Origin of the sequence: Stenotrophomonas riyadhensis (genome assembly GCF_040256885.1) — a bacterium.
GTDB lineage: Bacteria > Pseudomonadota > Gammaproteobacteria > Xanthomonadales > Xanthomonadaceae > Stenotrophomonas > Stenotrophomonas riyadhensis.
In genome coordinates this window covers 2,867,981-2,890,645 of record NZ_CP155568.1, presented here as the reverse complement: position 1 = coordinate 2,890,645, position 22,665 = coordinate 2,867,981, and the positions used below count along the sequence as shown (strand labels likewise).

Annotated in this window: 23 protein-coding genes; 7 read left to right on the top strand and 16 right to left on the bottom strand. The window is 65.5% G+C overall.

What is annotated here, in order from left to right:
- Window positions 1–176 precede the first annotated feature (176 nt).
- Entirely contained in the window at window positions 177–770 is a 594-nt protein-coding gene (locus SriyCCGPB3_RS13525; protein WP_350259410.1) for a suppressor of fused domain protein, read from the top strand.
- 256 nt (window positions 771–1,026) lie between these two features.
- Here SriyCCGPB3_RS13525 and SriyCCGPB3_RS13520 read toward each other — a convergent pair whose 3' ends face one another.
- Window positions 1,027–3,777: a UvrD-helicase domain-containing protein gene (locus tag SriyCCGPB3_RS13520; RefSeq protein WP_350260377.1), complete on the bottom strand. Its 2,751-nt coding sequence runs from the start codon at window positions 3,775–3,777 to the stop codon at window positions 1,027–1,029.
- A gap of 188 nt (window positions 3,778–3,965) precedes the next feature.
- Here SriyCCGPB3_RS13520 and SriyCCGPB3_RS13515 point away from each other — a divergent pair, with 188 nt between their 5' ends.
- A complete protein-coding gene (locus SriyCCGPB3_RS13515; RefSeq protein ID WP_153856052.1) occupies window positions 3,966–4,175 on the top strand; it encodes a hypothetical protein in 210 nt (69 codons plus the stop codon).
- A gap of 185 nt (window positions 4,176–4,360) precedes the next feature.
- The gene (locus tag SriyCCGPB3_RS13510; protein ID WP_164162064.1) at window positions 4,361–4,816 is read left to right on the top strand and encodes a hypothetical protein; all 456 of its coding nucleotides are present in this window, start codon (window positions 4,361–4,363) and stop codon (window positions 4,814–4,816) included.
- Between the two features lie 175 nt (window positions 4,817–4,991).
- Here SriyCCGPB3_RS13510 and SriyCCGPB3_RS13505 read toward each other — a convergent pair whose 3' ends face one another.
- The 7 genes from SriyCCGPB3_RS13505 to SriyCCGPB3_RS13475 all read right to left on the bottom strand — a co-directional run bounded on the left by SriyCCGPB3_RS13505 (window position 4,992) and on the right by SriyCCGPB3_RS13475 (window position 11,938).
- On the bottom strand, window positions 4,992–5,264 hold the full coding sequence (locus SriyCCGPB3_RS13505) for an EF-hand domain-containing protein (protein ID WP_350259409.1): 273 nt from the start codon (window positions 5,262–5,264) through the stop codon (window positions 4,992–4,994).
- Window positions 5,265–5,393: 129 nt separating this feature from the next.
- Window positions 5,394–5,792 carry a hypothetical protein gene (locus SriyCCGPB3_RS13500; protein ID WP_110712751.1) on the bottom strand — a complete coding sequence of 133 codons (399 nt, stop codon included), beginning with the start codon at window positions 5,790–5,792 and terminating at the stop codon, window positions 5,394–5,396.
- Window positions 5,793–5,881: 89 nt separating this feature from the next.
- On the bottom strand, window positions 5,882–7,849 hold the full coding sequence (locus SriyCCGPB3_RS13495; protein ID WP_433963276.1) for a MacB family efflux pump subunit: 1,968 nt from the start codon (window positions 7,847–7,849) through the stop codon (window positions 5,882–5,884).
- On the bottom strand, window positions 7,846–9,045 hold the full coding sequence (locus SriyCCGPB3_RS13490; protein WP_248857977.1) for an efflux RND transporter periplasmic adaptor subunit: 1,200 nt from the start codon (window positions 9,043–9,045) through the stop codon (window positions 7,846–7,848). The genes SriyCCGPB3_RS13495 and SriyCCGPB3_RS13490 overlap by 4 nt, the downstream gene beginning before the upstream one ends.
- 135 nt (window positions 9,046–9,180) lie before the next feature.
- Window positions 9,181–9,603, bottom strand: a complete 423-nt coding sequence (locus SriyCCGPB3_RS13485) for a hypothetical protein (protein WP_239506173.1) — start codon at window positions 9,601–9,603, stop codon at window positions 9,181–9,183.
- A gap of 317 nt (window positions 9,604–9,920) precedes the next feature.
- Window positions 9,921–11,264 (bottom strand): sensor histidine kinase, encoded by a 1,344-nt coding sequence (locus tag SriyCCGPB3_RS13480; RefSeq protein ID WP_164162067.1) that lies wholly within the window; start codon window positions 11,262–11,264, stop codon window positions 9,921–9,923.
- The gene (locus SriyCCGPB3_RS13475; protein WP_180855467.1) at window positions 11,264–11,938 is read right to left on the bottom strand and encodes a response regulator transcription factor; all 675 of its coding nucleotides are present in this window, start codon (window positions 11,936–11,938) and stop codon (window positions 11,264–11,266) included. Before SriyCCGPB3_RS13475 ends, SriyCCGPB3_RS13480 begins: the two co-directional genes overlap by 1 nt.
- 194 nt (window positions 11,939–12,132) lie before the next feature.
- On the opposite strand from SriyCCGPB3_RS13475, the gene SriyCCGPB3_RS13470 reads away from it, so the two are divergent.
- A complete protein-coding gene (locus SriyCCGPB3_RS13470) occupies window positions 12,133–12,414 on the top strand; it encodes a hypothetical protein (protein ID WP_008266215.1) in 282 nt (93 codons plus the stop codon).
- Between the two features lie 54 nt (window positions 12,415–12,468).
- Here SriyCCGPB3_RS13470 and SriyCCGPB3_RS13465 read toward each other — a convergent pair whose 3' ends face one another.
- Together SriyCCGPB3_RS13465 and SriyCCGPB3_RS13460 are read right to left on the bottom strand one after the other, a co-directional pair.
- Window positions 12,469–14,610, bottom strand: a complete 2,142-nt coding sequence (locus SriyCCGPB3_RS13465) for a TonB-dependent siderophore receptor (protein WP_350259407.1) — start codon at window positions 14,608–14,610, stop codon at window positions 12,469–12,471.
- A 73-nt stretch (window positions 14,611–14,683) separates the two neighbouring features.
- Window positions 14,684–15,328, bottom strand: coding sequence for a TetR/AcrR family transcriptional regulator (locus tag SriyCCGPB3_RS13460; RefSeq protein WP_350259406.1), 645 nt, complete (start codon window positions 15,326–15,328; stop codon window positions 14,684–14,686).
- Between the two features lie 82 nt (window positions 15,329–15,410).
- On the opposite strand from SriyCCGPB3_RS13460, the gene SriyCCGPB3_RS13455 reads away from it, so the two are divergent.
- A complete protein-coding gene (locus SriyCCGPB3_RS13455; RefSeq protein WP_153856061.1) occupies window positions 15,411–16,934 on the top strand; it encodes an FAD-dependent monooxygenase in 1,524 nt (507 codons plus the stop codon).
- Between the two features lie 44 nt (window positions 16,935–16,978).
- Here the strand turns inward: SriyCCGPB3_RS13455 and SriyCCGPB3_RS13450 are convergent, their stop codons facing one another.
- The 4 genes from SriyCCGPB3_RS13450 to SriyCCGPB3_RS13435 all read right to left on the bottom strand — a co-directional run bounded on the left by SriyCCGPB3_RS13450 (window position 16,979) and on the right by SriyCCGPB3_RS13435 (window position 19,532).
- Window positions 16,979–17,224: a hypothetical protein gene (locus tag SriyCCGPB3_RS13450; RefSeq protein WP_110712742.1), complete on the bottom strand. Its 246-nt coding sequence runs from the start codon at window positions 17,222–17,224 to the stop codon at window positions 16,979–16,981.
- A 124-nt stretch (window positions 17,225–17,348) separates the two neighbouring features.
- Window positions 17,349–17,618 carry a hypothetical protein gene (locus SriyCCGPB3_RS13445; RefSeq protein WP_110712741.1) on the bottom strand — a complete coding sequence of 90 codons (270 nt, stop codon included), beginning with the start codon at window positions 17,616–17,618 and terminating at the stop codon, window positions 17,349–17,351.
- 106 nt (window positions 17,619–17,724) lie between these two features.
- The gene (locus tag SriyCCGPB3_RS13440; protein WP_350259405.1) at window positions 17,725–18,201 is read right to left on the bottom strand and encodes a hypothetical protein; all 477 of its coding nucleotides are present in this window, start codon (window positions 18,199–18,201) and stop codon (window positions 17,725–17,727) included.
- 92 nt (window positions 18,202–18,293) lie between these two features.
- Window positions 18,294–19,532, bottom strand: a complete 1,239-nt coding sequence (locus tag SriyCCGPB3_RS13435; protein ID WP_350259404.1) for an NADH:flavin oxidoreductase/NADH oxidase family protein — start codon at window positions 19,530–19,532, stop codon at window positions 18,294–18,296.
- Window positions 19,533–19,621: 89 nt separating this feature from the next.
- On the opposite strand from SriyCCGPB3_RS13435, the gene SriyCCGPB3_RS13430 reads away from it, so the two are divergent.
- A complete protein-coding gene (locus tag SriyCCGPB3_RS13430; RefSeq protein WP_153856064.1) occupies window positions 19,622–20,101 on the top strand; it encodes a MerR family transcriptional regulator in 480 nt (159 codons plus the stop codon).
- 16 nt (window positions 20,102–20,117) lie between these two features.
- On the opposite strand, the gene SriyCCGPB3_RS13425 is transcribed toward SriyCCGPB3_RS13430, so the two are convergent.
- Together SriyCCGPB3_RS13425 and SriyCCGPB3_RS13420 are read right to left on the bottom strand one after the other, a co-directional pair.
- Window positions 20,118–21,329 carry an MFS transporter gene (locus tag SriyCCGPB3_RS13425; RefSeq protein ID WP_110712737.1) on the bottom strand — a complete coding sequence of 404 codons (1,212 nt, stop codon included), beginning with the start codon at window positions 21,327–21,329 and terminating at the stop codon, window positions 20,118–20,120.
- Window positions 21,330–21,437: 108 nt separating this feature from the next.
- Window positions 21,438–22,103 carry an HD domain-containing protein gene (locus SriyCCGPB3_RS13420; RefSeq protein ID WP_180847883.1) on the bottom strand — a complete coding sequence of 222 codons (666 nt, stop codon included), beginning with the start codon at window positions 22,101–22,103 and terminating at the stop codon, window positions 21,438–21,440.
- 264 nt (window positions 22,104–22,367) lie between these two features.
- On the opposite strand from SriyCCGPB3_RS13420, the gene SriyCCGPB3_RS13415 reads away from it, so the two are divergent.
- On the top strand, window positions 22,368–22,625 hold the full coding sequence (locus SriyCCGPB3_RS13415; RefSeq protein ID WP_110712735.1) for a YjhX family toxin: 258 nt from the start codon (window positions 22,368–22,370) through the stop codon (window positions 22,623–22,625).
- Window positions 22,626–22,665: the final 40 nt, after the last annotated feature.

The following is a 22,665-nucleotide window of genomic DNA, read 5'->3' as shown; positions in this document are numbered from 1 at the left end:
AACCTAGAGTTATGCGATGCCGCTGAGCTATGTCTTGATCCCGCCTCTGCACTACTCAGTGTGAGGCGGCGTTACATGGAAGGTCTGACCCCAACTCCAGCTTCTGCGGGACTAGCGCGGTGTCGCGAGGTTAGAAGGACGTAAAAACTACAATTGACTGAAGTCCGGAGTGATAAATGTCTACCCCAAGTGCTCACTGCAGATTGGTAGCTAAATACGAGCAGAAGATATTTGGTGGCAAGCCAGAGGTCCGGGAATACCTGGATGAGACGGGGGCTGCGTCAATCGACATGCTGACCTGCCTGGACCCCGTCGACCCGGAGATTGTATCGATCGGAACGATCGGTTTGTCCGAGGTTGCGTTGATTACAGGTTCTGGTGATGAGCTCTTCACGAGAGTTGAGCTATGTGCCGCAGCGCTCGCCTCTGAGGGCTACTGGGTGAATGCCGTTGCGTCAGTCGCGCTCCACATCATAAAGACTAAGAGATCTGTCCTTCCGGGGTGCGTTGTAGATAACATATTTCGTGATTATATTCCAAATCCAAGGATGCCTCACGTTTATCTGGCTGTACCCTTCTTCTGGAATGAAGATCATTTTCCGCAGCTTGATATTCCGCCGCTGCAGGTCAACTGGCTTCAATGTATCTCGATCTACGAGGAGGAGCGCTTGTTTATCCGGGAATTCGGCAGCGACGTCTTTGAAGCCCAGCTCGTCGACCAGAATGTGAACATACTGGACATGTCGAGGCAGCAGGTAGCACTGGATTGAGGCGTTGACGCCCTAGCCGAGTCGGCTGGCCGAGAAGGGGCGGCATGATGCCACCCGTCACCTCGATCCGGTGCAGGAATAACGCCAGCAGTGTCGCGAGATGCCACTGTTCCATGGGGTCATCCATCAAAAGTTGACGAGGTCCAGCTGCAGCATGGATGGCTGATCCCCTGGCGGGACCAGGCTCCGGGCATAGTTCTTGATGAAAGTTTGGCCAGGTCGAACATCGCCGCGCTGAGTGCGCAGAAGAATGCGCTTACCCGCGACGCCCACCCTTCGGCTTGTTGTGGCACAACGGGTAACTGGAGCACGACCGGAAAGCCCCATGCGGCCCATTGCGGTCCACAAACACGCCCACCTTGCACACTGGGCAGCGTTCTTCATTGATGGCCGCGCCTGAAATTGCGGTCACTTTCACTGCCCCGTCCTTCACCAGCTCGTCCAGGAACGGCGAGCGCTTCCCCTGCAGGGTGAACATGGCCACCGACCGTCGCGCCCGCGTCAGCGCGACATAGAACAACCGCCGTTCTTCGCTCAGTGGGTAGGTATCCCCATCCGGCATTGCCAGGGAAAGCACCGGGTCATCCGCGCGCAGGCTCGGGAAGCTGCGGTTGATCATGCCCGGCAGGATCACGTAGTCCGCTTCGCGCCCCTTCGATCGATGTGCGGTCAGGAATTCGACCTCCACCGTGCTGCCGAAGGCTGTCTTCCAATCCGAAGGCATCGCGCTGCGATCGGCGCGGTAGCGCCCCAGGATGAAGACCGTCACGCGTCCGTTGCGCCCTTGCGGCACCGCCCCGGACAACAACTGCTGATGCAGCTTGGCGAGGTACTGGCGAACGCCATCCTGCACCTCCTCACGCCGATTCATCTGGAACGCCTGCAGCACCGGGCCCATGGCCGGTGCAGCAGAACGAACCTCCTTGACGATCTGAGAGGGGTTCCTGCTGACGAAGTGGCTGGAAGCATCGCAGAGCGCTTGAGGGCAGCGGAACGTCTGCTCCAGTTTCAGCACCTGGCCATGGCCCATCCACTCGCGGAATCCGGTCATCACCGAAACGTCGGCCCCGGCGAAGCGGTTGATCGACTGCCAGTCATCGCCCACCGCAAACAGATAGCGGCCGGGGCGGCTGACCAATGCACGGCAGAGGCGTGCGCGGGCGCGCGATGCGTCCTGGAATTCATCGGCCATCACCAGATCGTAAGGCGATTCGTAGCGGCCCTGTTCCAGCAGTCCAGCGGCCATATTGAGCATGTCTTCGAAGTCGATGCCGCGCTCGTCAGCCAGTGCGTTGTCCCAGGCCTGGAAAACCGGCCCTGCGATTTCTAGGAAGCGACGGTGTCGCTCCTTGAACTGATCCTCGGGCATCTGCCGCAGGCGTGCGGCCATAGCGTCCAGCGTCAGGCAGTTGCTCTTGGCGTGAGCAATGAAGGTGCGCATCAAGCCGATCAGGTCCGCGTCCGGCATGGGCTTTGCGCCCTGCTCGGGCAGCTCGCGGTCCGGGTTCGGGTCGAGCTCGACGTTGGACTCGTCCAACCTCTCGGCCAGATGGCGCAGGGCGTCTCCGCTGCGCAGGCCATACGAGGTGGTCTCGACAAGAGCCGTGCCACGCGCTGCATGCTGCTCGCGCTTCCAATGCATGCCTTCTGCGTAGTTGGCGAAATGCTTTGGCGGCTGGCCACCGGCATCCAACGCAAAGTGCTCGTGATACAACCCGGCGTCCGGATAATAGAAATCGGGGCGATACTGGCGATGGGTGTCGGTCGCCGTATCGAATTCGTAGCGCCGTTCGTAGTCGTAGGTCACGCCGTTGTAGAACAGCCAGTCGGCGATGACGCACTCTTCCAGGCTTTTCACCCGCTCACCCTGCAGTGTGCGGATATAGGGCGTGCCATCGCGGTCGTAGCCATCGGCCATCATTTCGGCACCGAACGGCGGAAGATCGCGCCCGAACACCAGGCGGAACATATCCCACTGGGTGCGGAAGTGGGTCGAGCGGTCCTTCAGGTCGTCCACCAGTTCGGCAAGCTTGTTGAAGCCCTGCGTCGCGTCGATGGCCCATTCCGGAATGTCCGGTTTGCGTCCCGTTGCCTTGGCGATGATGGCCAGGCCCAGGGCGTGGAAGGTCCGGGCCTCCACCACGGTATCGCCCATGCCGAGCCGGTCGAAGGATTGCTGCGCGCGTTCCTCCAGCTCCTTGGCAGCGTCCTTGTTGAAGGCGAGCATCACGATCCGCTCGGGTTCGACGAAGCCGCGGTCGATGGCATAGGCCGCCTTGGCGACCATCGTGGAGGTCTTGCCGGAGCCGGCCGCGGCCACGACCTGCACGCGGTTGTCGAAGCAGATGACGGCGCGGGCCTGTTCCTCGGTCAGGGGCTTGCTCTCGACCCGGTCGAGGAAGTCCTTGGCCAGCACCTGCTCACGCGTTGCCATGGTCGCGTTGGCGTCGGCCCAGATGGCGGGCCAATCCAGATGCCAGTCATTCAGTGCCTCAAGCGCAACCAGATGGCGGCTGGAGCGCAGGTCGCCGTGCACGTTCGCATCGAGGAACAGACTCTCCAGCTCATCCGGGGAGAGCGGCAGGGCGGGCCGATCAGCCAGCAACGCCTGCTGCTGCTCATGGGTGATCCAGCGTCGGCTGGCGTGACCTCGATCAGTCAGTGCGTCCGCCGCGCTCAACCAGGCTTGGATCTGCTCGAGGATGTCCTCGAACAGGCCCTTGCGCCCATGCGTGCTGCGCGCGAAGAGCAGGGTCCGCACAGCCGCTGCAAGCTGGGACGCTTGCCCGTTGGGCAGGCCGCCCACGGACACGAAACCGCTGTCGGTCTGCAATGAAACGCTGGCCCAGAAAAGCCCAGGAATGACCTGCACGCTGTGATCGTCATCCACGCGCTGGCGGTACTGTTGGCCTGCGATGTTCAGCTCGATGCATTCGCCATCCAGCCGCAACCGCCAGTGTGGCGAGCGTGTCACACGTTGGCCCCAGCCCGAGGGGCGCCATTCCATAGACATCCAGGTACTGCCTTGCAAGCGTCAACCGGGCATGTAGAGCCCCTAAGCCCGCATGATAAGGGGCCTTGACGTTGCATGGGGTCTTTCACTAGAGGGCAGGGCGCATCCAGATGCCGTCTATCTCAGCTCGCCCAACCACCCGGCGCATGGCAACATGAAATGCCTGAATCCAAGAGCTGGCCATGGAAATTGATTGGAACCAAATCGGAACCTTGAAGCACATCGGTGGCGGCTACGATATCCGGACGGATCCATTGAACATCCTAGTGACCACTGCGAAGCAGGGGCACGAGGGCGAAGTCGCTGACATGCTTATCGTGATGGACGATGGCACCGTCATTCCACCGGACGGGATCATGCGTCTGGCACGGGCGCCGGGCCGGATCCGTTAGGCGATCCGGAACCTGCTGCGTCAGCAGTAGTGAATGCCTGCCACGTGCAGTCGCGGCAGGTGGAACGCTGCCTGGTTCCGTGAAGACGAAGGCTGCGTGGGGCTGGCCTGCAGCATCACGTGGTCTTTGCAACTCGGAGGACCGGCATTGCTAAGTTCGCTTGGCATCCATCACAGGAATCTGCAATGACCCGGACGTCCACGCGTGTACTGCTCGGCCTCTGCCTGATCCCGGCCGCAGCCTTCGCACAATCCGACCGCCAGGTGGCCGAGGACATGGTTACCCGCGCTGCCAATGTCTGCCCCGGCCACAGCAACGAGCGCACCACGCCTACAGTGAAAAAGGTGCCGGTCGGCGCACTGCGGGTCATGCTCGATCGTGGGCTGGTGATGTGCCCGGACCGCCGGCTGGATGCCTCTGCACCCGCGGTGTTCTACGGCCGCATTGGTGTATTTGGTTGGAATCCGGAGGTGCCGGCTGCTGCGACGGTGGTCGTCGCCAAGATCGATCAGATGACCCGCAAGGATGAATACCCGGTGGAAACGCTGGTGTGGGATGCCAAGGGCGCGGCCCTCACCCAGCAGACGGTTCCGGCGTTCGAGCCGCGCCCCGGTGCGGCGGTGCTGTACAAGGTGCGCTGAGCGTCGCGCTACCTGGTAGATGCCCACCTTGGTGGGCGTTCGGGTCCTCGCGCGTGGTGACGGAGTCGTGCCCACCAAGGTGGGCACCTACCAAAGCGATGCGACGTGGCATCCGGTAATGAAGCGCGATCAGGCGCTTGGCCCACCATGGTGGGCAGCTACCCGTATCGGGGCGCTACCTTGTCGGAGCATCTGCCGTCTGTGCGGCCACCATCGCCTGCTGCATCTCCTTCAGCGACAGATGGCCATCGCCATCAGTATCCAGCCCCGCGAAATACTTCGCGATTTCCGGCACCACCGCGGCTTCCTTCCTGCTGATCTTTCCGTCTTTGTCGGCATCCATTTCCTTGAATGCGACGTCGATCGAATCGGCCTGTCTGCTGAAACGTTCCTGCTGGAATCTCGCGTACTCGGCCTTGTCGACGTGCCCATCCTTGTTGGCGTCCATCGCGGTGAACGTGGAATCGATATAGGCCTGTCCAGGGTCGGCCGGTGTGGCTGCGGCAAGCAACGGGGCAACACAGAGTGCAATCAACAATATGGTCCTGGTCATGGGTTCCTTTTCCTTGGGGGGCGGTCAGCGGCAGGGATAGGTGTAGCCGTCGGCGCTGCGGTAGGTATCGTTGCGGCGGTCATAGTTGCCGTAGCGGCGTATGCAGTAGTCGGCGCGCTCGCGGGTCTCGCGTTCGCGCTTGGCGGCTGCGGCAATCACACCAGCCACCACCGCCGCGCCCACTACACCCACCACTACGCCGGTTGTCCTGGCCTCGTGGCGGCGCTCGCGTTCCCGATCACGTTCGCGCTCACGCTCACGGCGCTCCCATGCATCACGATCGCGGTCACGGTAGTCCTGGTTCCACTGCGGGCTGTAGCGGTCGCCGCGTTGCGCATGGGCGTCGCCGGAGTAAGGCAACAACACCAACAGGTTCGCAGCCGCCGCCAGCAACAGCGCGGCTCTTCCCGGTTTCATGAACATCGTCCAGCTCCTGTGCGGACATTGTCGGTAGCTGCAGTAGACCCTGCAGACATTGCGCGAACCTGCCGCCACTGCAGGCAGTGAAGTGGCTATTGAACCAGCGCCTCCACCGGATCCAACTGGGCGGCGCGCCGCGCGGGCAGGAAGCCGAAACCAATGCCGATGAGGCTGGAACAGGCGAAGGCGGCCAGAATCGAATTGGCAGAGAACACCAGGCTGAAACCCACGTTGGCCAGCTCCAACGCGGCGCCCAGCGCCAGGGCTACGCCGATACCGAGCATTCCGCCGAGCAGGCACACCAGCACCGATTCGATCAGGAACTGCTGCAGGATGTCGCTGCGTCGCGCGCCCACCGCCATGCGCACGCCGATCTCGCGTGTGCGCTCGGTCACCGACACCAGCATGATGTTCATCACCCCGATTCCACCCACCACCAGCGCGATGGCGGCGATGGAGCTGATCATCATGGTAAGGATGCCGGTGGTCTGTTCGATGGACTGCCGGATCTGGGCGTTGTTGCTCATGTAGAAATCGGTGCTGCCGTGGCGGCGTGCGAGCAATCGCCCGATAGCCCGCTCGGCGACTTCCATGCTGATTGCATCGGAGACGCGCACGGTGATGCTGGACACATGGCTCTGCCCCAGCATGCGCGCCATGGTGGTGGTGTAGGGCAGCCACACCCGCAGCAGTGAGGCGTCGCCGACGGCGCCGGCGTCCTTCTTCACCACGCCCACCACGCGTACCGGCACGTTGCCCAGCAGCAGGGTCTGGCCGATCGGGTCTTCCTGTGCTGCGAAGAACCGTGCACGCGTATTGGCATCGATCACCACCACCTGCTGGTAGCCTGCCACGGCAGGTGGGCCGAAGAAGGCGCCTTCGCCCAGCTTCAAGCCGTGCACACGGAAGTACTGCTCACTCACGCCCTGCATCTGCACGTTGGCCGAGCGGTTGCCGCGCTGGGTAGTGCCGCTGCTGGCGACGCCGGGCGTGGCGCTGTCCACGAACGGCTGCCCGGCCAGCGCCATGTTGTCGCCGGGCGTCAGGGTTTCCACCTGTGCGGCGTGCACGTCGCCGAAGCCGGAGCCCGGATAGATCTCGATGGTGTTTGTGCCCAGCGAGGAGATGTTGGACAGGATGGCCTGCCGTGCGCCGGTGCCCAGCGCCACCACCGCCACCACCGATGCAATGCCGATGATGATGCCGAGCATGGTCAGGAAGGTACGCATGCGGTGCGCGTTCATCGCGCGCAGGGCCATGCGGAAGGCTTCGCCGAAGCGGTCGCGCATGGCCTGCCAGCCACTGCCTTCGCTGCGCTGCGGCAGGGCCGTCGCTGGCGCTCCTGCCATCAGGAGCCTGCCCGTGGCACGATCATCGACAATGCGGCCATCGCGGATTTCGATGATGCGCTGCGCATGTTCGGCCACGGCCATGTCGTGGGTGACCAGCACCACGGTATGGCCCTCGGCATGCAACTCGCCCAGGATCTTCATCACCTCCTGGCCTGAATGTGTATCCAGTGCGCCCGTCGGCTCATCGGCGAAGATCACCGCGCCGCCGTTCATCAGTGCGCGCGCAATCGAAACACGCTGCTGCTGGCCGCCTGACAGTTCGCCAGGCAGGTGCTGCAGGCGCTCGCCCAGGCCAAGCCGCGCCAGCAGCTCGGCCGCGCGGGCGTGGCGCGTGGCAGCCGGCATCCCCGCATAGATCGCCGGAACTTCCACGTTGCCCAGCGCGGTCAGGTCGGTCAGCAGGTGGTAGCGCTGGAAGATGAAACCAAAGTGCTCACGGCGCAGTTCGGCCAGTTCGTCCGGTGACATCTGCGCGGTCTCGCGACCGGTGATCTGATACGCGCCGGCCGAGGGCCGGTCCAGGCAGCCCAGAATGTTCATCAGCGTGGATTTGCCCGAGCCGGATTGGCCGACGATGGCCACCAGCTCACCGGCGCGGATATCCAGGTCGATGCCGTCGAGCACGACCAGGGTCTGTTCGCCGGCTGCGAATTCACGGCGGATGCCGCGCACGCGCAGCAGTGGTGCGTCCTGCGTCACGTCCATCATGGCTGCGCGGCGGCTGTGGCGGCTGTGGCGGCAGCATCGCCGGTCTGCGCCAGTACCACCTGCTCGCCCTCCTGCAGGCCACTGCGCACTTCCACGTTGATCTGGTCGTCCAGCCCGGTGGTGATGCGCCGCAGGGCCGGGTGGCCATCCGCGCCGCGCACCTGCACGCTGTAACTGCCATCGGTGGCGCGCGCACCCAGCGCGGCCGAGGGAATGGTCAGCACGCCCTTGGCGCGCCCCAGCACGATGCGTACCTGCGCCGTCATGTAGCTGCGCAGGCGACCATCGGCGTTGTCTACGTCGAACTGGCCGTTGTAGTACATGGCGGTGCGACTGGCGCCCGCCGAAGCACCTGCCGGAGCGAAGCCGGAGGTGTCTTCGTTGGTGATCGATTCGGGAGCCGGTGCAATGTCGCGCAGCGTACTGCTGTAGCGACGTCCTGCATCGCCAAGAATGGTGAAGAACGCTTCCTGGCCAATGGAGGTATGCACGACATCTGCCTCGGAAATCTCCGCGTATACCGTCATCACGTCCTGGTTTCCCAGCATCACGATGGTCGGTGCGCTCTGTACCGCGTTCACGGTCTGCCCCTGGCGCGCCACCACGGCCAGCACGGTGCCGTCGGTGGGGGCGGTGATACGGGTGTACTCGAGGTTGGTCTGCGCGATATCCACGTCGGTCTGCCGCCGCACGATCTCACCTTCCAGCGCGGCGATCTGTTCCTGGGTGGCATCGACCCTGGCCTTGGCCGCATCGACGTCGGCGCGTGCCACGAGCTGCGACGCGACCAGCTGCCGTTGTCGATGCAGTGTCTGCTCGAGCTGGCGCAGGTCGGTGGCCAATGCATCGCGGTTGGCACGCGCGGTGCGCTGTGCGGCCCGGGCGCTCAGCAGTGCATTGCGCTGGGTCCGCGAGTCGATATCGGCGATGGGATCGCCGGCCCTCACCTTGTCGCCCAGCTTTACATGCAGGGTGTCGATGCGGCCAGAAACCTGTGCACCCACGCTTACCAGTCGCGAGGGCTTCAGCGTGCCAGTGGCCTCCACCACCTGTTCGATGTTGCCGCGAACGACCGGTGCAACCTGCAGTTGTGGTGGCGGTGCGGGCCGAAGCCAGGCAAACAGAATCAGCGCGCTGCACAGCAGGGCGACAGCAATGATGAGCGCACGACGGCGCTTGCGCGGTACGGCGCTCATCTGCGCAGCATCCAGGGGAGACAGGTCATCGGTAGTCCTCGCGACAGAAGAAGTGCACGTCTGTCGTGGCAGAAGTGGAGGTCTGTCGAGTCTCGATGCGCTGGATTGCGTGAACCTTGCGGGTCTATCGTCGTGTCAGCTTCCGGCAGGAAGGGCGAGCAGTGCTGCGGCGATGAACTGCAGGCCACTACCGAGAACCAGCAGCGCATTGCGCAGGCGGTGGCTTGCCAGCCGCGCACCGCAGAGTTGACTCGCCGCGCCGGCCAACAACCAGAAGAACGTTGCAACCGGCAGCTTCGTCATGCCTGCACCGATGGCGATCGGCAGCGCACTGGCAATCATTGCCCCGGCGGCATGACCATCCAGAGCGCGCAGCAGCGGTGGCGTTGGGCGCGAGGTTGCCGCTCGCCATGCTGCCAGCCCATGCAGGGCGGCATGCACGGCGACGAACAGGAATACGGCAGCGGTCGCCGCTGCACTCGTGTGCCGATACGTTGAAGTCACCAGCGCTATGCCGGGCAGCAGCAGGAACAAGGCGCCGAACAGCCGCAGCAGCATGCCGGTGCGCTCGACTTCGGGAACTGTCCGCAGCCACAGTGGCCAATGTTGCAGGCCGAGCGCCGGGCCAGAGCGTGGGCGACGATTCCATGCGGCAGACGTAAGGCCCGGCGAATTCCGCGGTGGCACAGTGCGCGTGGAAGAGGACGGTGGAGGAGCTCCCTTGGTCACATGCAGGCTTCCTGTCAGATCCGGACGCAGCAGCCTCAGGGGTGCCACTCACCTGAATGCTGGGCAGCGAACATTGCCGCAACCTTGCGCCTCAACCGCGGCCGCTGCGCCTGGACAGCCGAGAGTCATCCACGTGGGGGAGGCGCTCAGTGCGCAGGCGCACCGGTGACGCCTGGATGCAGCGGGAACTCGACGCGGATCAGGGCACCGCCAGCGGGTGCATCCAGAATCGTGACGTGGCCGCCGTGGCGGTCCATCACCTGCCGCACCAGATTCAAGCCCAATCCGGCGCCTGTCTGCCGGGGGCGCAGGCGCTGGAAGGGTTCGAACACGCGTTCGCGCTGGTCGACCGGAATGCCGGGGCCATCGTCTTCCACCTCAAGGCTGCTGCCCTGCACGCGCACGATGATATGGCGCCCACCGTGCTCGGCGGCATTCAGCACCAGGTTGGAGAGCACACGTTCGATGGCGCCGGGCTCGCCCAGTACCGGGAAATTCGGTTCCACCGCCAGGGCGACCGTCTTGTCGGACTGGATCAGCAGGGGGGCCAGATCGGCGACGACCCGCTTGGCTACGCGCGCCAGGTTGAGGGAGTCCTTCGGGCCATTTTCTTCCATGCGGTGCAGGTCGAGAAGCTGCTCGGCCAGCGTTGCCAGCCGAGCGACTTCCACGGCCAGGCTGCGCGAGGTGGAATCATCGGTCGCATCGATCTTCAAGCGCAGGATGGCGATCGGCGTGCGCAGCTCATGGGCGGCGGCGGCGATGAAGCGGCGTTGCCGTTCGTGCTCTTCGTCCAGGCGGTCCAGCGCTTCGTTCACCGCGGTCACCAGGGGGGCGATCTCTACCGGCACTGCGGTCTCTGTCAGGCGGATGCCACGGCGGCTGGCGGAGATGTTGCGTGCTTCCTGCGCGATGCGTTCCACGCCGGCCAGAGCGCGACGCACGATGATCGGGGTCAGGATGATGGTGGCCAGGCCCAGCAGCAGGAAGATCGGCAGGGTGATGATGTGTGCAGCCAACGCCATCTGCCAAGTCAGCGTATCGGTTTCGCCATGCGCCATGATGGTCAGCTTGCCGGCCGGACCGCTGTGCTGGCGTATCACCGTGGCCAGGCCATCGTTGCGGCCGCGTCCGCGCAGGTCGCCGTAGGGAATGCCGTCGAGGGCGCCGACCAGCGAGGCATAGGCAGGCGGAACGTCGCCGAAGGTCACATGGTGCCCATGTTCATCCTCGGCGATGAACCACGCGCCGGGGACGATCTTCAGCAGTTCGTCCAGCTCCGGTGTGTGTTCCACATACAGTTCGCCCTTGCTGTCGCGGTGAACGGCCTCTGCCGCCACCGGGGCGAAGGTCTGGATGGTGTAGTAGCCGCCGCTGTCGACACGCACCAGCACCATCAGCAGCGCGAAGAACGCCACCAGCAGTGCGAGCAGCTGGTAGATCAGCGTTTTGACGATCAGCGGGCGCTTCAGTGAGGGTCGAAGCGCCATTACTTCGTTTCCCGCATCAGATAGCCGACACCCCGGATGGCATGGATTTCCACCCTCGCATCCGCGTCGGCCAGTTTGCGCCGCAAGCGTGAGACATGCGAGTCCAGCGTATTGGAATGGATGCCGTCGTCGAAGCCGTACACCGCCATTTCAATGGACTCGCGCAGCACGGTGCGGCCCAGTCGGCGGGCGAGGACCGCCAACACGCGGATCTCGCGGCGCGGAAGCTCCAGCCGCTGTCCGCCCACGCTGGCCTCGCCCGAAGCGGGGTCGAACAGCAGCCGGCCGATGCTCACCGGCTCTACCTGCATGCCGCTCGGCCGGCGCCCGGCTGCACGGATCCGCGCGAACAGTTCTTCCAGTGCGAAGGGTTTGGCCAGGTAGTCGTCGGCCCCTTCATCCAGGCCGGCGATGCGGTCCGGTAACTGCCCCAGCGCGCTGAGCACGATGATCGGTACCCCGGGGTTGCGCTCACGCAACAGTGAAATCAATCCCAGCCCGTCACCGTCGGGCAGGGTGCGGTCCAGCAACACCAGGTCGTGCGATCCGAGCAGGGCTGCTTCGCGGGCCATCGCCAGGGTGCTGGCCAGGTCCACCACGTAGCGCTCGCGCTGCAGGGCGGACTTCAAGGTAGCGGCCAGTTCGGCTTCGTCTTCGATCAGCAGGATGTGCATCGGCGGGAATCGGACGGGAAGGGGCGCGGGGGACTTCGGCAGGCGCCGGCACCGTATTACAGGAACATTGCGTGAACATGGCGTGCCAACGCAGGGGGAACCCCGCAGCGGTGCGGCCATCTGGCGCAAGGTTCGCGCAATCCGGGCACTCCAGCCTTGGCGCCCGTCTGCTGATCCCCAACCCTGGAGTGCCCATGAAGTTGTTCGTTCCGCTGTTGTTCGTTGCCGCGCTGGGCGGCTGTACCACCGCCAGGATGACCGTCACGCCCGATGGTCGCCGTGGCGTGTCCATCGACTGCAGCGGCTCCAGTTCCTGGAGTGGCTGCTACGAGAAGGCCGGGCAGATGTGCCCGGGGGGCTATGTGGTCTTCAGCAAGGATGGCGATGAAGGAAACGCCATCGCGGTGGGCAACAAGAACGGTTTCACCTCCACCCAGATGGCCACCCGCTCGATGCTGGTGTCCTGCTCGCACTGACGCTGGCAGGGGAAGTGGGTGGCCACTTCCCCCGCTGCTCCCTGCGGCACGGCCTCAGAAGCCGTAGGCCGCCTGCACGTACACCCGCCGCGGTTCACCCGGGAAGTGCCCGTTGCGCTCGATGAAGCCGCTGGCGGCATACACCTTGTCGAACAGGTTCTTGACGTTGGCCTGGAACTGCCACTGCTTCCACGTGGTCTTCCAGCTCATGTCGAACACGGTATAGGCCTTCACCGTCTGTCCATCCAGGCTCACGCGTTCGTCCACATGATCGGCGCCAAAGCCGATGGCGGAGTTGATCGCCGGCAGGTCGTAGCGGGTCCACAACCCCAGCTTGTTGTGCGGTGCATTGGCGAAGCGGCCACCGGAGGCATTGGTGATGCCGTTCGGGCCGGCGTCCTTCACCCGTGCGTCGTTGTAGGCGTAGGTCAGGTTCACCACCCAGCGCTCGGTGACGTCGGCCAGCAGGTCCAGTTCCATGCCGGTGCTGCGCACCAGCCCAAGCGCGGCCAGCTGGTTCACCCCGCCCATTACTTCACCGGTGGCCTGCACGATGTTGCTGCGGTCGATGCGGTACGCCGCCATGTTCAAGGTCACGCGATCGGCCAACAGGGATTTCATCCCGACCTCCCACTGCTTGCTGCGCTCGGCATCGAACGGGCCGCCGGCAGCGGGATTCTGGTTGGCCGCGCTTTGCGGCACGAAACCGCTGGCCACGTTGGCGTAGATGTTCAAGCCGTCGCGGACGGTGAACGTGCTGCCCAGGCGCCAGCTGAGGTCGCTGCCATCGACACTGCTGCGGCCAATGCGGTCGTCGTCCTTGAAGCCATCCCAGCGCAACCCGGCCAGCACATGCCAGCGTGCGGTCAGCGCCAGTTCGTCCTGCAGGTAGGCACCGTGGCGCGTGCTGCGGGTGGAGGTGCTGCGCCAGGGCAGGGCGCCCAGGTTGTAGTCATGCCAGGTGCTGGCCCCATAGACCGGGTGGAACAGATCGATGCCGCGTACCGGCCCGGCGCCGCGCGCAAGGTCGGCGCTGTTGGCGGTCTGCGCAGTGAAATCCGCATCCAGTTGGTACACATCAGCGCCAAACAGCACCTTGTGCTCGACCGCGCCGGTGTTGATCCTCCAGACCGCATTGGCGTTGGCGGTGAACGCCTCGTTGTCGCGGATCTGGTTGCGCAGCTGGCGCGTCATCCACTCGGCCACACCATCGCGGTCACGATCGATCAGTCCCATCGGCTCGTGGTACATCTGGTGTTCGTTGTTGCTGAACCAGCGGGCGGCGAAATCCACGTCCAGAGTGTTGCGTGGCGCGAAGCGATACTGTGCCAGCACCACCTTGGCCCGCATGTCGAGAAAGTCGCTGGCCTCGTTGTGGTTCCAGCGGCGATCGGTGAGGAAGGTGCCTGCATCGTTCACCGGCACGCCGCGCAGGCGGTTGCCGCCCAGGTCCTGGGTGATGTTGGTGAACTGCAGCACCAGCTCGCCGGTCCGGCCGATGTCGAAGGCCAGAGAGGCATCGCCGATCACGCTCTCGCTGTCGGCATTCCAGCGCAGCCCCTGTTCGCCGTCGGCATACAGGCCGGCACGGTAGCGAACGGTGCCGGCGGTGTTCAGCGGGCCGGTTCCTTCGATCGAGCCGGCACGGAAGTTCTTGTTGCCCAGCTGCACTTCAATGCGCCGTTCGGCGGTGGCCCTGGGCTTGCGGGTCACATAGTTGATGACACCACCGGCATCGCCGCCGCCATACAAGGCACCGGCCGGACCCTTCAGTACTTCCACGCGCTCGATGTTGAACAGCTGCGGCACCGAAAAGCCGGCATACGGGTCACCGCGCAGGCCGTCATAGAGCACGTTCTCCTGGCGGAATCCGCGCAGGGTCACCCCGGCATAGCTGAAGAAGCTGATGCCGCTGATGCTGCGGTACAGGTCGGTCACCTGGCGCGCGGCCTGGTCGTCGATCAGCTCGCGCGGGATCACCTGGATCGACTGTGGAACCTGCTCGAGTGGTGTATCGGTGCGGGTGCCGACCGCCGCATCGTCCACCCGGTACAGCGTCTGGGCGCGGCCGCGGACCTCCACTTTGTCCAGGTCCCTGGGGGCGGCAGTCTGGGGCTCGGCGGCCTGCGCGAGCGGGGCCAGGGGCAGGGTAAACGCAAGGCACAGGGCGCGCTGCAAGGCTGTCGGACGGGGCATGGGGGGAGTTGGCATGGCTGCAAATGAGAAAGATTAGCATTTGCAACACTTCGTGACCTATCCCCCGCATGCGCTATGGACGTGCGTGCGGGTCCGTGTAGGGGGTGCCGGCGAGGGCCGCCAGCACGCCGGTGGCACCACGCACGATCACCTGCACCATGGCCTCGCGCGGATCCTCGCCCTGCAGCTGGCTGGCCAGTCCCTTCTCATAGGCGGCCACCATTGATGCCATCAGCATGGCCGCGGCCAGTCGGGCTTCTGCGTCATTGGTGTCCCGGCCTGCGGAGACCGCCATCAACTGTGCGAGGTCATCGGTCAGCTGGGCCTGCAATCGGCGTGCATGCGCGACCAGCACCGGGCTGTCGGCCACGGTGGCCCAGAAGGCGGCCGCGCCGGCATTGATCCGCAGCAGGGGATGGCCACGGTCCAGCAGTTCGCGGACAAGTGACTGGAAGGCGGCCAGTGGAGTCAGGCCGCTGCGCGCCGCCATGCCCTCGCGCAGCAGCGCCCGCGCTTCCTCGTCGCGGTCGAACACCAGGTCCTCCTTGCTGGCGAAATAGTTGAAGACCGTCTTGCGCGAGACCCCGGCGGCCTCGGCAATCCCGGACATGGACACGGCTTCGAAGCCGTGCCGGATGATCAGTTCGGTGGCGACGTCCGAAATCAATTGGCGGGTCTCGGCCTTGCGCTGCTCGCGGCGGCCCGGAGGCGGGGTCATGGGCGGTTCACTTGTTGAAACGTACACCGAGTGTAACATTCGAATCTACAGAGCGCCGGCCCGGTGCTCACAAGGAATTCCCATGGTGTACGACGTCGTGATTGCCGGCGCTGGCCCGGTCGGTCTGTTCCTGTCCTGCGAACTGGCCCTGGCCGGGTGTTCGGTCGCGGTGCTGGAGCAGGCCGAGGTGCCCGAATCACCGCTGAAGCGGCTGCCCTTTGGACTGCGCGGTTTGAACGCGCCCACGCTGGAAGCGCTGGACCGGCGCGGTCTGCTGGACGCGGTCGCCGCCAGCCAGGTGCTGAAACCGGACAAGGGCGCACCGCCGCCCGGCACGGCTCACTGGCTGGCGCAGCCGCGGCCGCTGGGTGGCCATTTCGCTGGCATCCCGTTCGCGCTGGACAACGTGGACATCGAGCGTTGGCGCTGGCGACTGCCAACGCCGGTGGGGGTGCAGATGGCGATTGAGCTGCAGGCGCTGGAGGCGGTGTTGGCCGAGCGGGCAAGCGGGTTGGGCGTACGCATCGACCGCGGTTGCGCAGTGCAGGCGGTGACAGCGGAGGAGGCGCAGGTTGCGGTGCAGACCGGACGCGGCAGGGTATACGGCCGCTGGCTGGTCGGTTGCGATGGTGCCCGCAGCACCGTGCGCAAGCAGTCGGGCTTCAGCTTCGCTGGCACCGAGCCGGAGTTCACCGGCCATTCGCTGCGGGTCGAGCTGGCAGATCCGTCGGTGCTCACGCCGGGGCGCCAGTACACCGCGCACGGCATGTGCAATTTCAATCCACCGGATGTGCTGGCGCTGGCCGATTTCGACGGTGGTGCTGGCCATCGGACCGTGCTCGACCAGGGTGCCGCGCAGGCGTTGCTGCGTCGGGTCTCCGGCCGCGATGCAACGATCACCGCGCTGCATCTGGCCACCACCTGGACCGATGCCGCACGCCAGGCCACGGCCTATCGCAACGGCCGCGTGCTGCTGGCCGGTGACGCCGCGCACATGCACTCGCCCTTGGGTGGGCAGGGGTTGAACCTCGGTATCGGTGACGCAATGAACCTCGGCTGGAAGCTGGCCGCCGTGGTGCGGGGTGATGCTGATGAGGCACTGCTGGACAGCTATCAGGCCGAACGCCATCCGATCGGCGCCAGGGTGCTGGACTGGTCACGCGCGCAGGTTGCGCTGATGCGTCCGGGGACTGGCGCACGCGCGCTGGCGACGGTGATGGCGGATCTGGCCGACACCCGTGATGGTGCGACCTATCTGGCCGAACGGGTCTGGGGCGTTGCCCAGCAGCTCGATCTGGGCGATGGCCATCCGTTGGTCGGTCGCAGCGTGCCGGACGTCCTGCTGGCCGATGGCCGCCGCCCAGGGGAGGTGCTGAGGGCAGGGCAGGGCGCGCTGCTGGTGTTCGAGACAGGGGCTCCGTTGCTGCAGGCTGTTGAATGCTTGCCGCAACGCCCTCCATGCATCATGTCGGAGCAGGAGGGCGTGCTGGGGCTGGGCGCGGTTCTGGTCCGCCCCGATGGCATCGTCGCCTGGGCCTGCGACGCGGGCGGTGATAAGACGGGGTTGCCCCAGGCGTTGCAGCGCTGGTTCGGGATGGCCGCCTGACCCTCACGGTGAAGGCGCAGCCGTGCAGGCTGCGCCGGCCACGATTACAGATCCTTCTTCTTGCCGCTCAGGTCGATCGGCCGGTCACTGCCCTTGCGCTCGCTCGACCACACTTCCATGCCCTTGTTGCAACGGCTCTCGCGGGCGGCCACGTCGCGCGGCAGATCCTTCAGGTGCGGCGATTCCTGGCAGGCCTGGTGCATGTTGCTGTCGTCATAGGTGGCGCAGGCACTGAGCGATGCCAGGGCGATGGCGGTCAGGGCGGCGCGGTACAGGGGCTGCAGGGTCATGGGTGGTCTCGGGGTGATGCCGGAGCGGCCATGGCATTCCAATCCGTGATGCCGGGCACGCACAATCCGACCGATCGCACTTGTTATTTTGTAACGATTTGGTGATAGTCGGGCACTTGCGTGGTCAGGCGATGCAGACCACCAGCACCGTGCACAGTGCCAGCATCAGCACGAAGACGCGGCGGCTCAGCGCGAGGCACGCGAGGTAGGCGGCCAGCGCCCAGGCGCCCAGCAGGGCGCAGGCCAGCAGCCACAATCCCGTCGCCATCAACGAGCCGTTGGTCAGTACCGACAGGGCGATCGCCTTGAACAGCGCCACGCCGAGTACCCCGCCGAGTACACCCGCCTGCAGGGCAACGGCATCGTGGCAGGCAGGGGCGGGGTGGTGGAGCATGCGGGCCGGAGTTGTCATACGGAAGGGGGGGCGCAGCTACTGTGCCCGACCGCATATCCACGCCGTGTGTTCTTCGCGTGCGTCAAACGCATGCAGCGCGACGTCCTCAGTCGAACTCGCCCTCGGCCGACTCGAGCCGCTGCCGGTAGGCCGCGCGGTGCTGGTACAGGCGCTGGCATTCGGCCGACCTGTGGATGCGGCTGCCGGGTTCGTTGGCCACCGAGTCGCACATCCGCGCGATGTGGTTGTTCTCCGCCAGCTCGGTGACGAAGAACACGGCGGTGATACCGGTGCCGAGCAGCACGATATACAGCAGGCGGCTGAGCCAGCGCGACAGCTTCCGCTCGAAGTGCTGCTGGATGGTCAGGTCGAAGCGGATGATGCTGAGCACGATCCAGACGATGGCGACCAGGAAGCAGATCGTGGGCAGCAGGCCGCGCCAGATTCCTGCTTCGTACACCGACTCGCTGTAATGGACCGCTGCACCGGCACCGGCGATGGCGATCGCCAGCGCCCAGTTGCGGCCCAGCGAGAGCAGGTCATCGAGCAGCTTTTCGCGGTTCCTGGTTGGTCCTGCTGCCACGGTGGTTCCTTCTGCGTGCTGCGACCGGCGACGGATTGCCGCCGATCGTGCAGATGGTGGAGCATCGCTTCGACGATGAGAAGCCTGCCCGCTCAGTTGCCGCCCGCGCGTGCACCGATCCAGCGCCGGTAGCGGCGGGTCCGGCATTTACCGGCCGCCTGTGCCAGCAGCAGTGCCCATACCGGTGAGACACCCGGCGCGGTGGGGCGGCGGCGGCTCAGCCGAGCCAACTGGTATTTCACCGCCGCCATGTGTGCGCTGGCCGCCAGCGGCTTGCTGCGCCAGTTGATGTTGCGCAACGCGGGCACCTGGTCGCGGCCCTGTTGCCAGTGGTGTGGCAGATCCGGCTCGATCGCCAGCGCGGTGGCAATGCCGACCATCGCAACGCCGCTGTCCAGTACCTGCTCGGCCACCGCGCGGCGGCGGACGCCGCCGGTGACCATCAGCGGCATCGTCGCCACCGTGGCGATCTCACGCGCGAACTCCAGAAAGTAGGCCTCGCGGGCCAGGCTGCGCTCGTCGCGCGCGGCGCCGGTCATGGCCGGTGCTTCATAGCTGCCACCGGACAGCTCGACCAGATCCACGCCGAGTGGCGCCAGCATCTCCACCACGGCGCGCGCATCCTCGGGCGAGAAGCCGCCGCGCTGGAAATCTGCGGAGTTGAGCTTCACCGCCACTGCGAAGGCGGGCGACACCGCCGCGCGCACGCCCTGCACGATCTCCAGCAGCAGGCGTGCACGGTTGTCCAGGCTGCCGCCCCAGCGATCCTCGCGACGGTTCGACAGTGGCGACAGGAACTGGCTGAGCAGGTAGCCGTGCGCGGCATGGATTTCCACACCACTGAAACCGGCACGTTCGGCCAGCTCGGCGCTGCGGATGAAGCGGGCGATCACGTCTTCGATATCCGCCTCGGTCATCGCCCGCGGCGGCGCGAACTGTTTGGACAGTGCGCCCATGTCCAAGGGGACCGCCGAAGGCGCCAATGCCGGTTGGCCGAGGGCGGCCGGCATCTGCCGCCCGGGATGGTTGATCTGCATCCACATCTGCACCCCGCGCGAGCGCGCGGTGTCGGCCCAGGCGATGAAGCGCTCCAGGTGGCGATCGTCTTCCAGTACCACGCCGCCCGGGCCGGTCATGGCGCGGCCATCGACCATCACGTTGCCGGTGATGATCACGCCGGCGCCGCCGTCGGCCCAGCGCTGGTAGAGCTCCAGCAGCGCGGCCGAAGGCGCGTGATCGTCGTCGGCCATGTTTTCCTCCATCGCCGCCTTGGCGATGCGGTTGCGGATGACGGCACCGGAAGGCAGTGCCAGGGGCGAGAACAGCGACATCGGACAGCTCCAGGACAGGGGAATGGCGCTACGCTAACCTTCAAGTTTGATTGAAGGTCAACGGGTTCCAATGTCGAGGATTCAGGCAGATGAAGATCGGTGAGCTGGCCCGCCTCACGGGCCTGGCAGCGTCGCGGATCCGCTTCTATGAGGACGCCGGACTGCTGACAGTGCAGCGCCAGGCCAATGGGTACCGCGATTACCCGGAGCAGGCGGTACTGCTGCTGGAGCTGATCACCGGTGCACAGCGCGCAGGCTTCAGCCTGGACGAGATCCGCGCGCTGCTGCCACCGGACATGGGCCAGTGGCAGCACGATGCACTGATCACGATGCTGCAGCAGAAGGTGGTCGACATCGAGGCGCTGCAGTTGCGGCTGGCACAGAGCCGGACGCACCTGCTGGCCCTGATCGAAGACATCCAGGCGCGGCCGGAAGGCATTGATTGCGCCGCCAATTCGCGGCGGGTGCTGGACCGCGTGAAGCGTGGTGAGCTGGCGCGGCCGACGCTGGCGGCGGGCGATGTGGCGATGCTGCGACCGGATCGCCGCCGCCGCAGGGGTGGCGACTGACGACCCGGCACGGTAGTCAGTGGCTGCCGGCGACGGCGGCCTTGCGCTTCTTGTCCAGCATCACCGCCACGCACCACAGCAGCAGGCCGCCGATGGCGGTGGCCGCGCCGACGTAGCCGGTGCTGGCCGGGCTGAAGCCGGCGCTGATCGCCATGCCGCCCAGCCACGGGCCGAGTGCATTGGCGGTATTGAAGGCGGCATGATTGGAGGCGGCGGCCAAGGTCTGCGCCTCGCCGGCCACGTCCATCAGGCGGGTCTGCAGCACCGCAGCCAGCGCGCCCATGGTGCCGACGGTGATGATCATCGGGCCGATGGTCCACACCGACTGTGCGGCCAGCGGATACAGCAGCAGCATCACGATCGACCACAGCAGCACTACGGCGGCGGCCTTGAAGTGGAACTTGTCCACCAGCCAGCCACCGGCGATGTTGCCGATGATCGCGCCGATGCCGAACACGCCCACCGCCAGCGGCATCCACGATTCAGCCACGCCGGTGACCTGCACCAGGGTGGGTGCCAGGTAGGTGAACACGCAGAACATGCCGGCGAAGCCGACCGCGCCGATCGCCAGTGCCAGCCACACCTGGGTGGTATTGAACGCGCGCAGTTCGCGCATCGGCGAAGTTCGCACCTCATCCGGGTCCGGCAGCAGGAAGCGCGCGATCATCGCCACGGTGGCAATGGCCAGCACGCTGACCAGGGCGAAGGCGGTGCGCCAACTCAGCTGCTGGCCGAGCCAGGTGGTCAGCGGATTGCCGACCAGGATCGCGATCGACAGGCCCAGCAGCACCCGCGACATCGCCTGGCCGCGCTGGCCGGCGGGGCTGATCGCCGCTGCGACCAGCATTGCCACACCGAAGTACGCGCCGTGCGGCAGGCCGGCCACAAAACGTGCCACCAGCATCGTGCCGTAGTTCGGGGCCAGCGCACTGGCCAGATTGCCAATGGCATAGAAGCCCATCAGCGCCAGCAGCAGCTTGCGGCGCGGGAAGCTGGCGCCGACGAAGGCAAGGATCGGCGCACCGACTACCACGCCGATGGCGTAGGCGCTGATCAGGTGGCCGACCTGGGTTTCGGAGATCGACAGCCCACGGCTGATTTCCAGCATCAGGCCCATGCTGGCGAACTCGCTGGTGCCGATGGCGAAGCCGCCCAGTGACAGGGCGAGGATGATCAGGGTGCGCTGACGGGGCGTCAGCCGCGCAGCCAGGGAAGAGTTGGGGCTCATGCGGGGGCGCGATGGGGGCGGGGAGCCGGGCATTGTACTGCTGCAACGCAGCAGGGATCACCGCATGCTGCCAAGAAACAGCGTTCGGCCGGTGGAGTCCACGGCCGGTCAGGCCCGGATATGCATGTCGCTCCAGATGGCGAACGCGACGGGTTCCATCTGCGTCTCCAGTTCGGCGAGCACGATGTCGCGAACCCTGATCAGGGCCGCGTGGTGTGCGGACAGTGACGTGTCGCGGGTGCCCGTGGTGGATCCAGGTCCGCCAACACACTGCTCCAGCGAGCAGGCCGCCTCCATCAGGTGCTGCAGGCGCTGCTGCGGCGTGGCTCCGCTCCCCGCATCCGACGACGATTGACGCTGGCCCAGTGCAGCGAGGGCCATGCTGTACTTGCCGCGCAGGCGCTCGGCCAGCGCGGGGTCCAGCTGCCGCAGGCGCCTTGGATGGGCGTTGTCCGCGATATCGGCCAGCTTCACTTTCAAGGCCAGTGGATGTTCACGGATGCGTGCGTAATAGTGGGTTGCATCCTGCGCGCTGTGGCGGCTGAGCAGGTTGACCGTGTCGCGGATCGGCGGTGGAAACGCCTGCATCCGGTCAGCGAAGTCCGGACAGTCCTCGACCACATCGTGCAGCCACGCTGCGGCCTTGGCCATGTCATCGTCGCGGATCGCCGCCGCCACTCGTGCCACATGCTCGATATAGGGGTGGCCGGCCTTGTCCTGTTGCCCTGCGTGGGCTTCGGTGGCCAATGCGCGTGCCTGGGCAACCCAGTCCATGTTCGCGTCCTGCAGGTGGAGGCTCGATTATCACCCGGCTTTCGCGCCAGGGCGTTGACTGGCCGTGGAGCGCTGGTTAGTGTGACGCCACCTGCAAGCTGCAGGTGTCTACCGAGTGTGGTTTTTCATGTTGGAGAGTGTCGTCATCGGATAACCCTTCCCGTGTGTCTTCCGGGAGCGGTTATCGAATGCGTGGTTCCTTGGCCGGGCGCTGTTGGCAGCCCGTGTCGTCCGCATTTCCGATTACGCAGGATCTCTCTTTCCATGAATATCTCCCGAGCGGAGCAGAGGACGCTGCACGTCCTCGCCCAGGGTGGCTGCATTGCCTGCAGCCGTGATGGCTCAGGCCGCGTGCGCGGTGTCGAATGCTTCAACCGTGAAGGACTGCTGCTGAGCGATTGCACGTTGGCCGTCTTCAGGAAGCTGAAGAACAAGCGCCTGATCAGTTCGCACGATGGCCGCCCCTACCGGATCAATCGTGCCGGACTGGTCGCGGTGCGCCCGCAGCTGGACAATCGCTGATGCACGATGCATCGCTTCTTTTCCATTGTGTTTCCATGGC

Bases quoted from the DNA above. Each gene is read 5' to 3' on its own strand.
- SriyCCGPB3_RS13525 (WP_350259410.1), top strand. From the start codon at position 177: ATGTCTACCCCAAGTGCTCACTGCAGATTGGTAGCTAAATACGAGCAG.
- SriyCCGPB3_RS13520 (WP_350260377.1), bottom strand. From the start codon at position 3,777: ATGGAATGGCGCCCCTCGGGCTGGGGCCAACGTGTGACACGCTCGCCA.
- SriyCCGPB3_RS13515 (WP_153856052.1), top strand. From the start codon at position 3,966: ATGGAAATTGATTGGAACCAAATCGGAACCTTGAAGCACATCGGTGGC.
- SriyCCGPB3_RS13510 (WP_164162064.1), top strand. From the start codon at position 4,361: ATGACCCGGACGTCCACGCGTGTACTGCTCGGCCTCTGCCTGATCCCG.
- SriyCCGPB3_RS13505 (WP_350259409.1), bottom strand. From the start codon at position 5,264: ATGGACGCCAACAAGGATGGGCACGTCGACAAGGCCGAGTACGCGAGA.
- SriyCCGPB3_RS13500 (WP_110712751.1), bottom strand. From the start codon at position 5,792: ATGTTCATGAAACCGGGAAGAGCCGCGCTGTTGCTGGCGGCGGCTGCG.
- SriyCCGPB3_RS13495 (WP_433963276.1), bottom strand. From the start codon at position 7,849: ATGATGGACGTGACGCAGGACGCACCACTGCTGCGCGTGCGCGGCATC.
- SriyCCGPB3_RS13490 (WP_248857977.1), bottom strand. From the start codon at position 9,045: ATGAGCGCCGTACCGCGCAAGCGCCGTCGTGCGCTCATCATTGCTGTC.
- SriyCCGPB3_RS13485 (WP_239506173.1), bottom strand. From the start codon at position 9,603: ATGCTGCTGCGGCTGTTCGGCGCCTTGTTCCTGCTGCTGCCCGGCATA.
- SriyCCGPB3_RS13480 (WP_164162067.1), bottom strand. From the start codon at position 11,264: ATGGCGCTTCGACCCTCACTGAAGCGCCCGCTGATCGTCAAAACGCTG.
- SriyCCGPB3_RS13475 (WP_180855467.1), bottom strand. From the start codon at position 11,938: ATGCACATCCTGCTGATCGAAGACGAAGCCGAACTGGCCGCTACCTTG.
- SriyCCGPB3_RS13470 (WP_008266215.1), top strand. From the start codon at position 12,133: ATGAAGTTGTTCGTTCCGCTGTTGTTCGTTGCCGCGCTGGGCGGCTGT.
- SriyCCGPB3_RS13465 (WP_350259407.1), bottom strand. From the start codon at position 14,610: ATGCCCCGTCCGACAGCCTTGCAGCGCGCCCTGTGCCTTGCGTTTACC.
- SriyCCGPB3_RS13460 (WP_350259406.1), bottom strand. From the start codon at position 15,328: ATGACCCCGCCTCCGGGCCGCCGCGAGCAGCGCAAGGCCGAGACCCGC.
- SriyCCGPB3_RS13455 (WP_153856061.1), top strand. From the start codon at position 15,411: ATGGTGTACGACGTCGTGATTGCCGGCGCTGGCCCGGTCGGTCTGTTC.
- SriyCCGPB3_RS13450 (WP_110712742.1), bottom strand. From the start codon at position 17,224: ATGACCCTGCAGCCCCTGTACCGCGCCGCCCTGACCGCCATCGCCCTG.
- SriyCCGPB3_RS13445 (WP_110712741.1), bottom strand. From the start codon at position 17,618: ATGCTCCACCACCCCGCCCCTGCCTGCCACGATGCCGTTGCCCTGCAG.
- SriyCCGPB3_RS13435 (WP_350259404.1), bottom strand. From the start codon at position 19,532: ATGTCGCTGTTCTCGCCCCTGGCACTGCCTTCCGGTGCCGTCATCCGC.
- SriyCCGPB3_RS13430 (WP_153856064.1), top strand. From the start codon at position 19,622: ATGAAGATCGGTGAGCTGGCCCGCCTCACGGGCCTGGCAGCGTCGCGG.
- SriyCCGPB3_RS13425 (WP_110712737.1), bottom strand. From the start codon at position 21,329: ATGAGCCCCAACTCTTCCCTGGCTGCGCGGCTGACGCCCCGTCAGCGC.
- SriyCCGPB3_RS13420 (WP_180847883.1), bottom strand. From the start codon at position 22,103: ATGGACTGGGTTGCCCAGGCACGCGCATTGGCCACCGAAGCCCACGCA.
- SriyCCGPB3_RS13415 (WP_110712735.1), top strand. From the start codon at position 22,368: ATGAATATCTCCCGAGCGGAGCAGAGGACGCTGCACGTCCTCGCCCAG.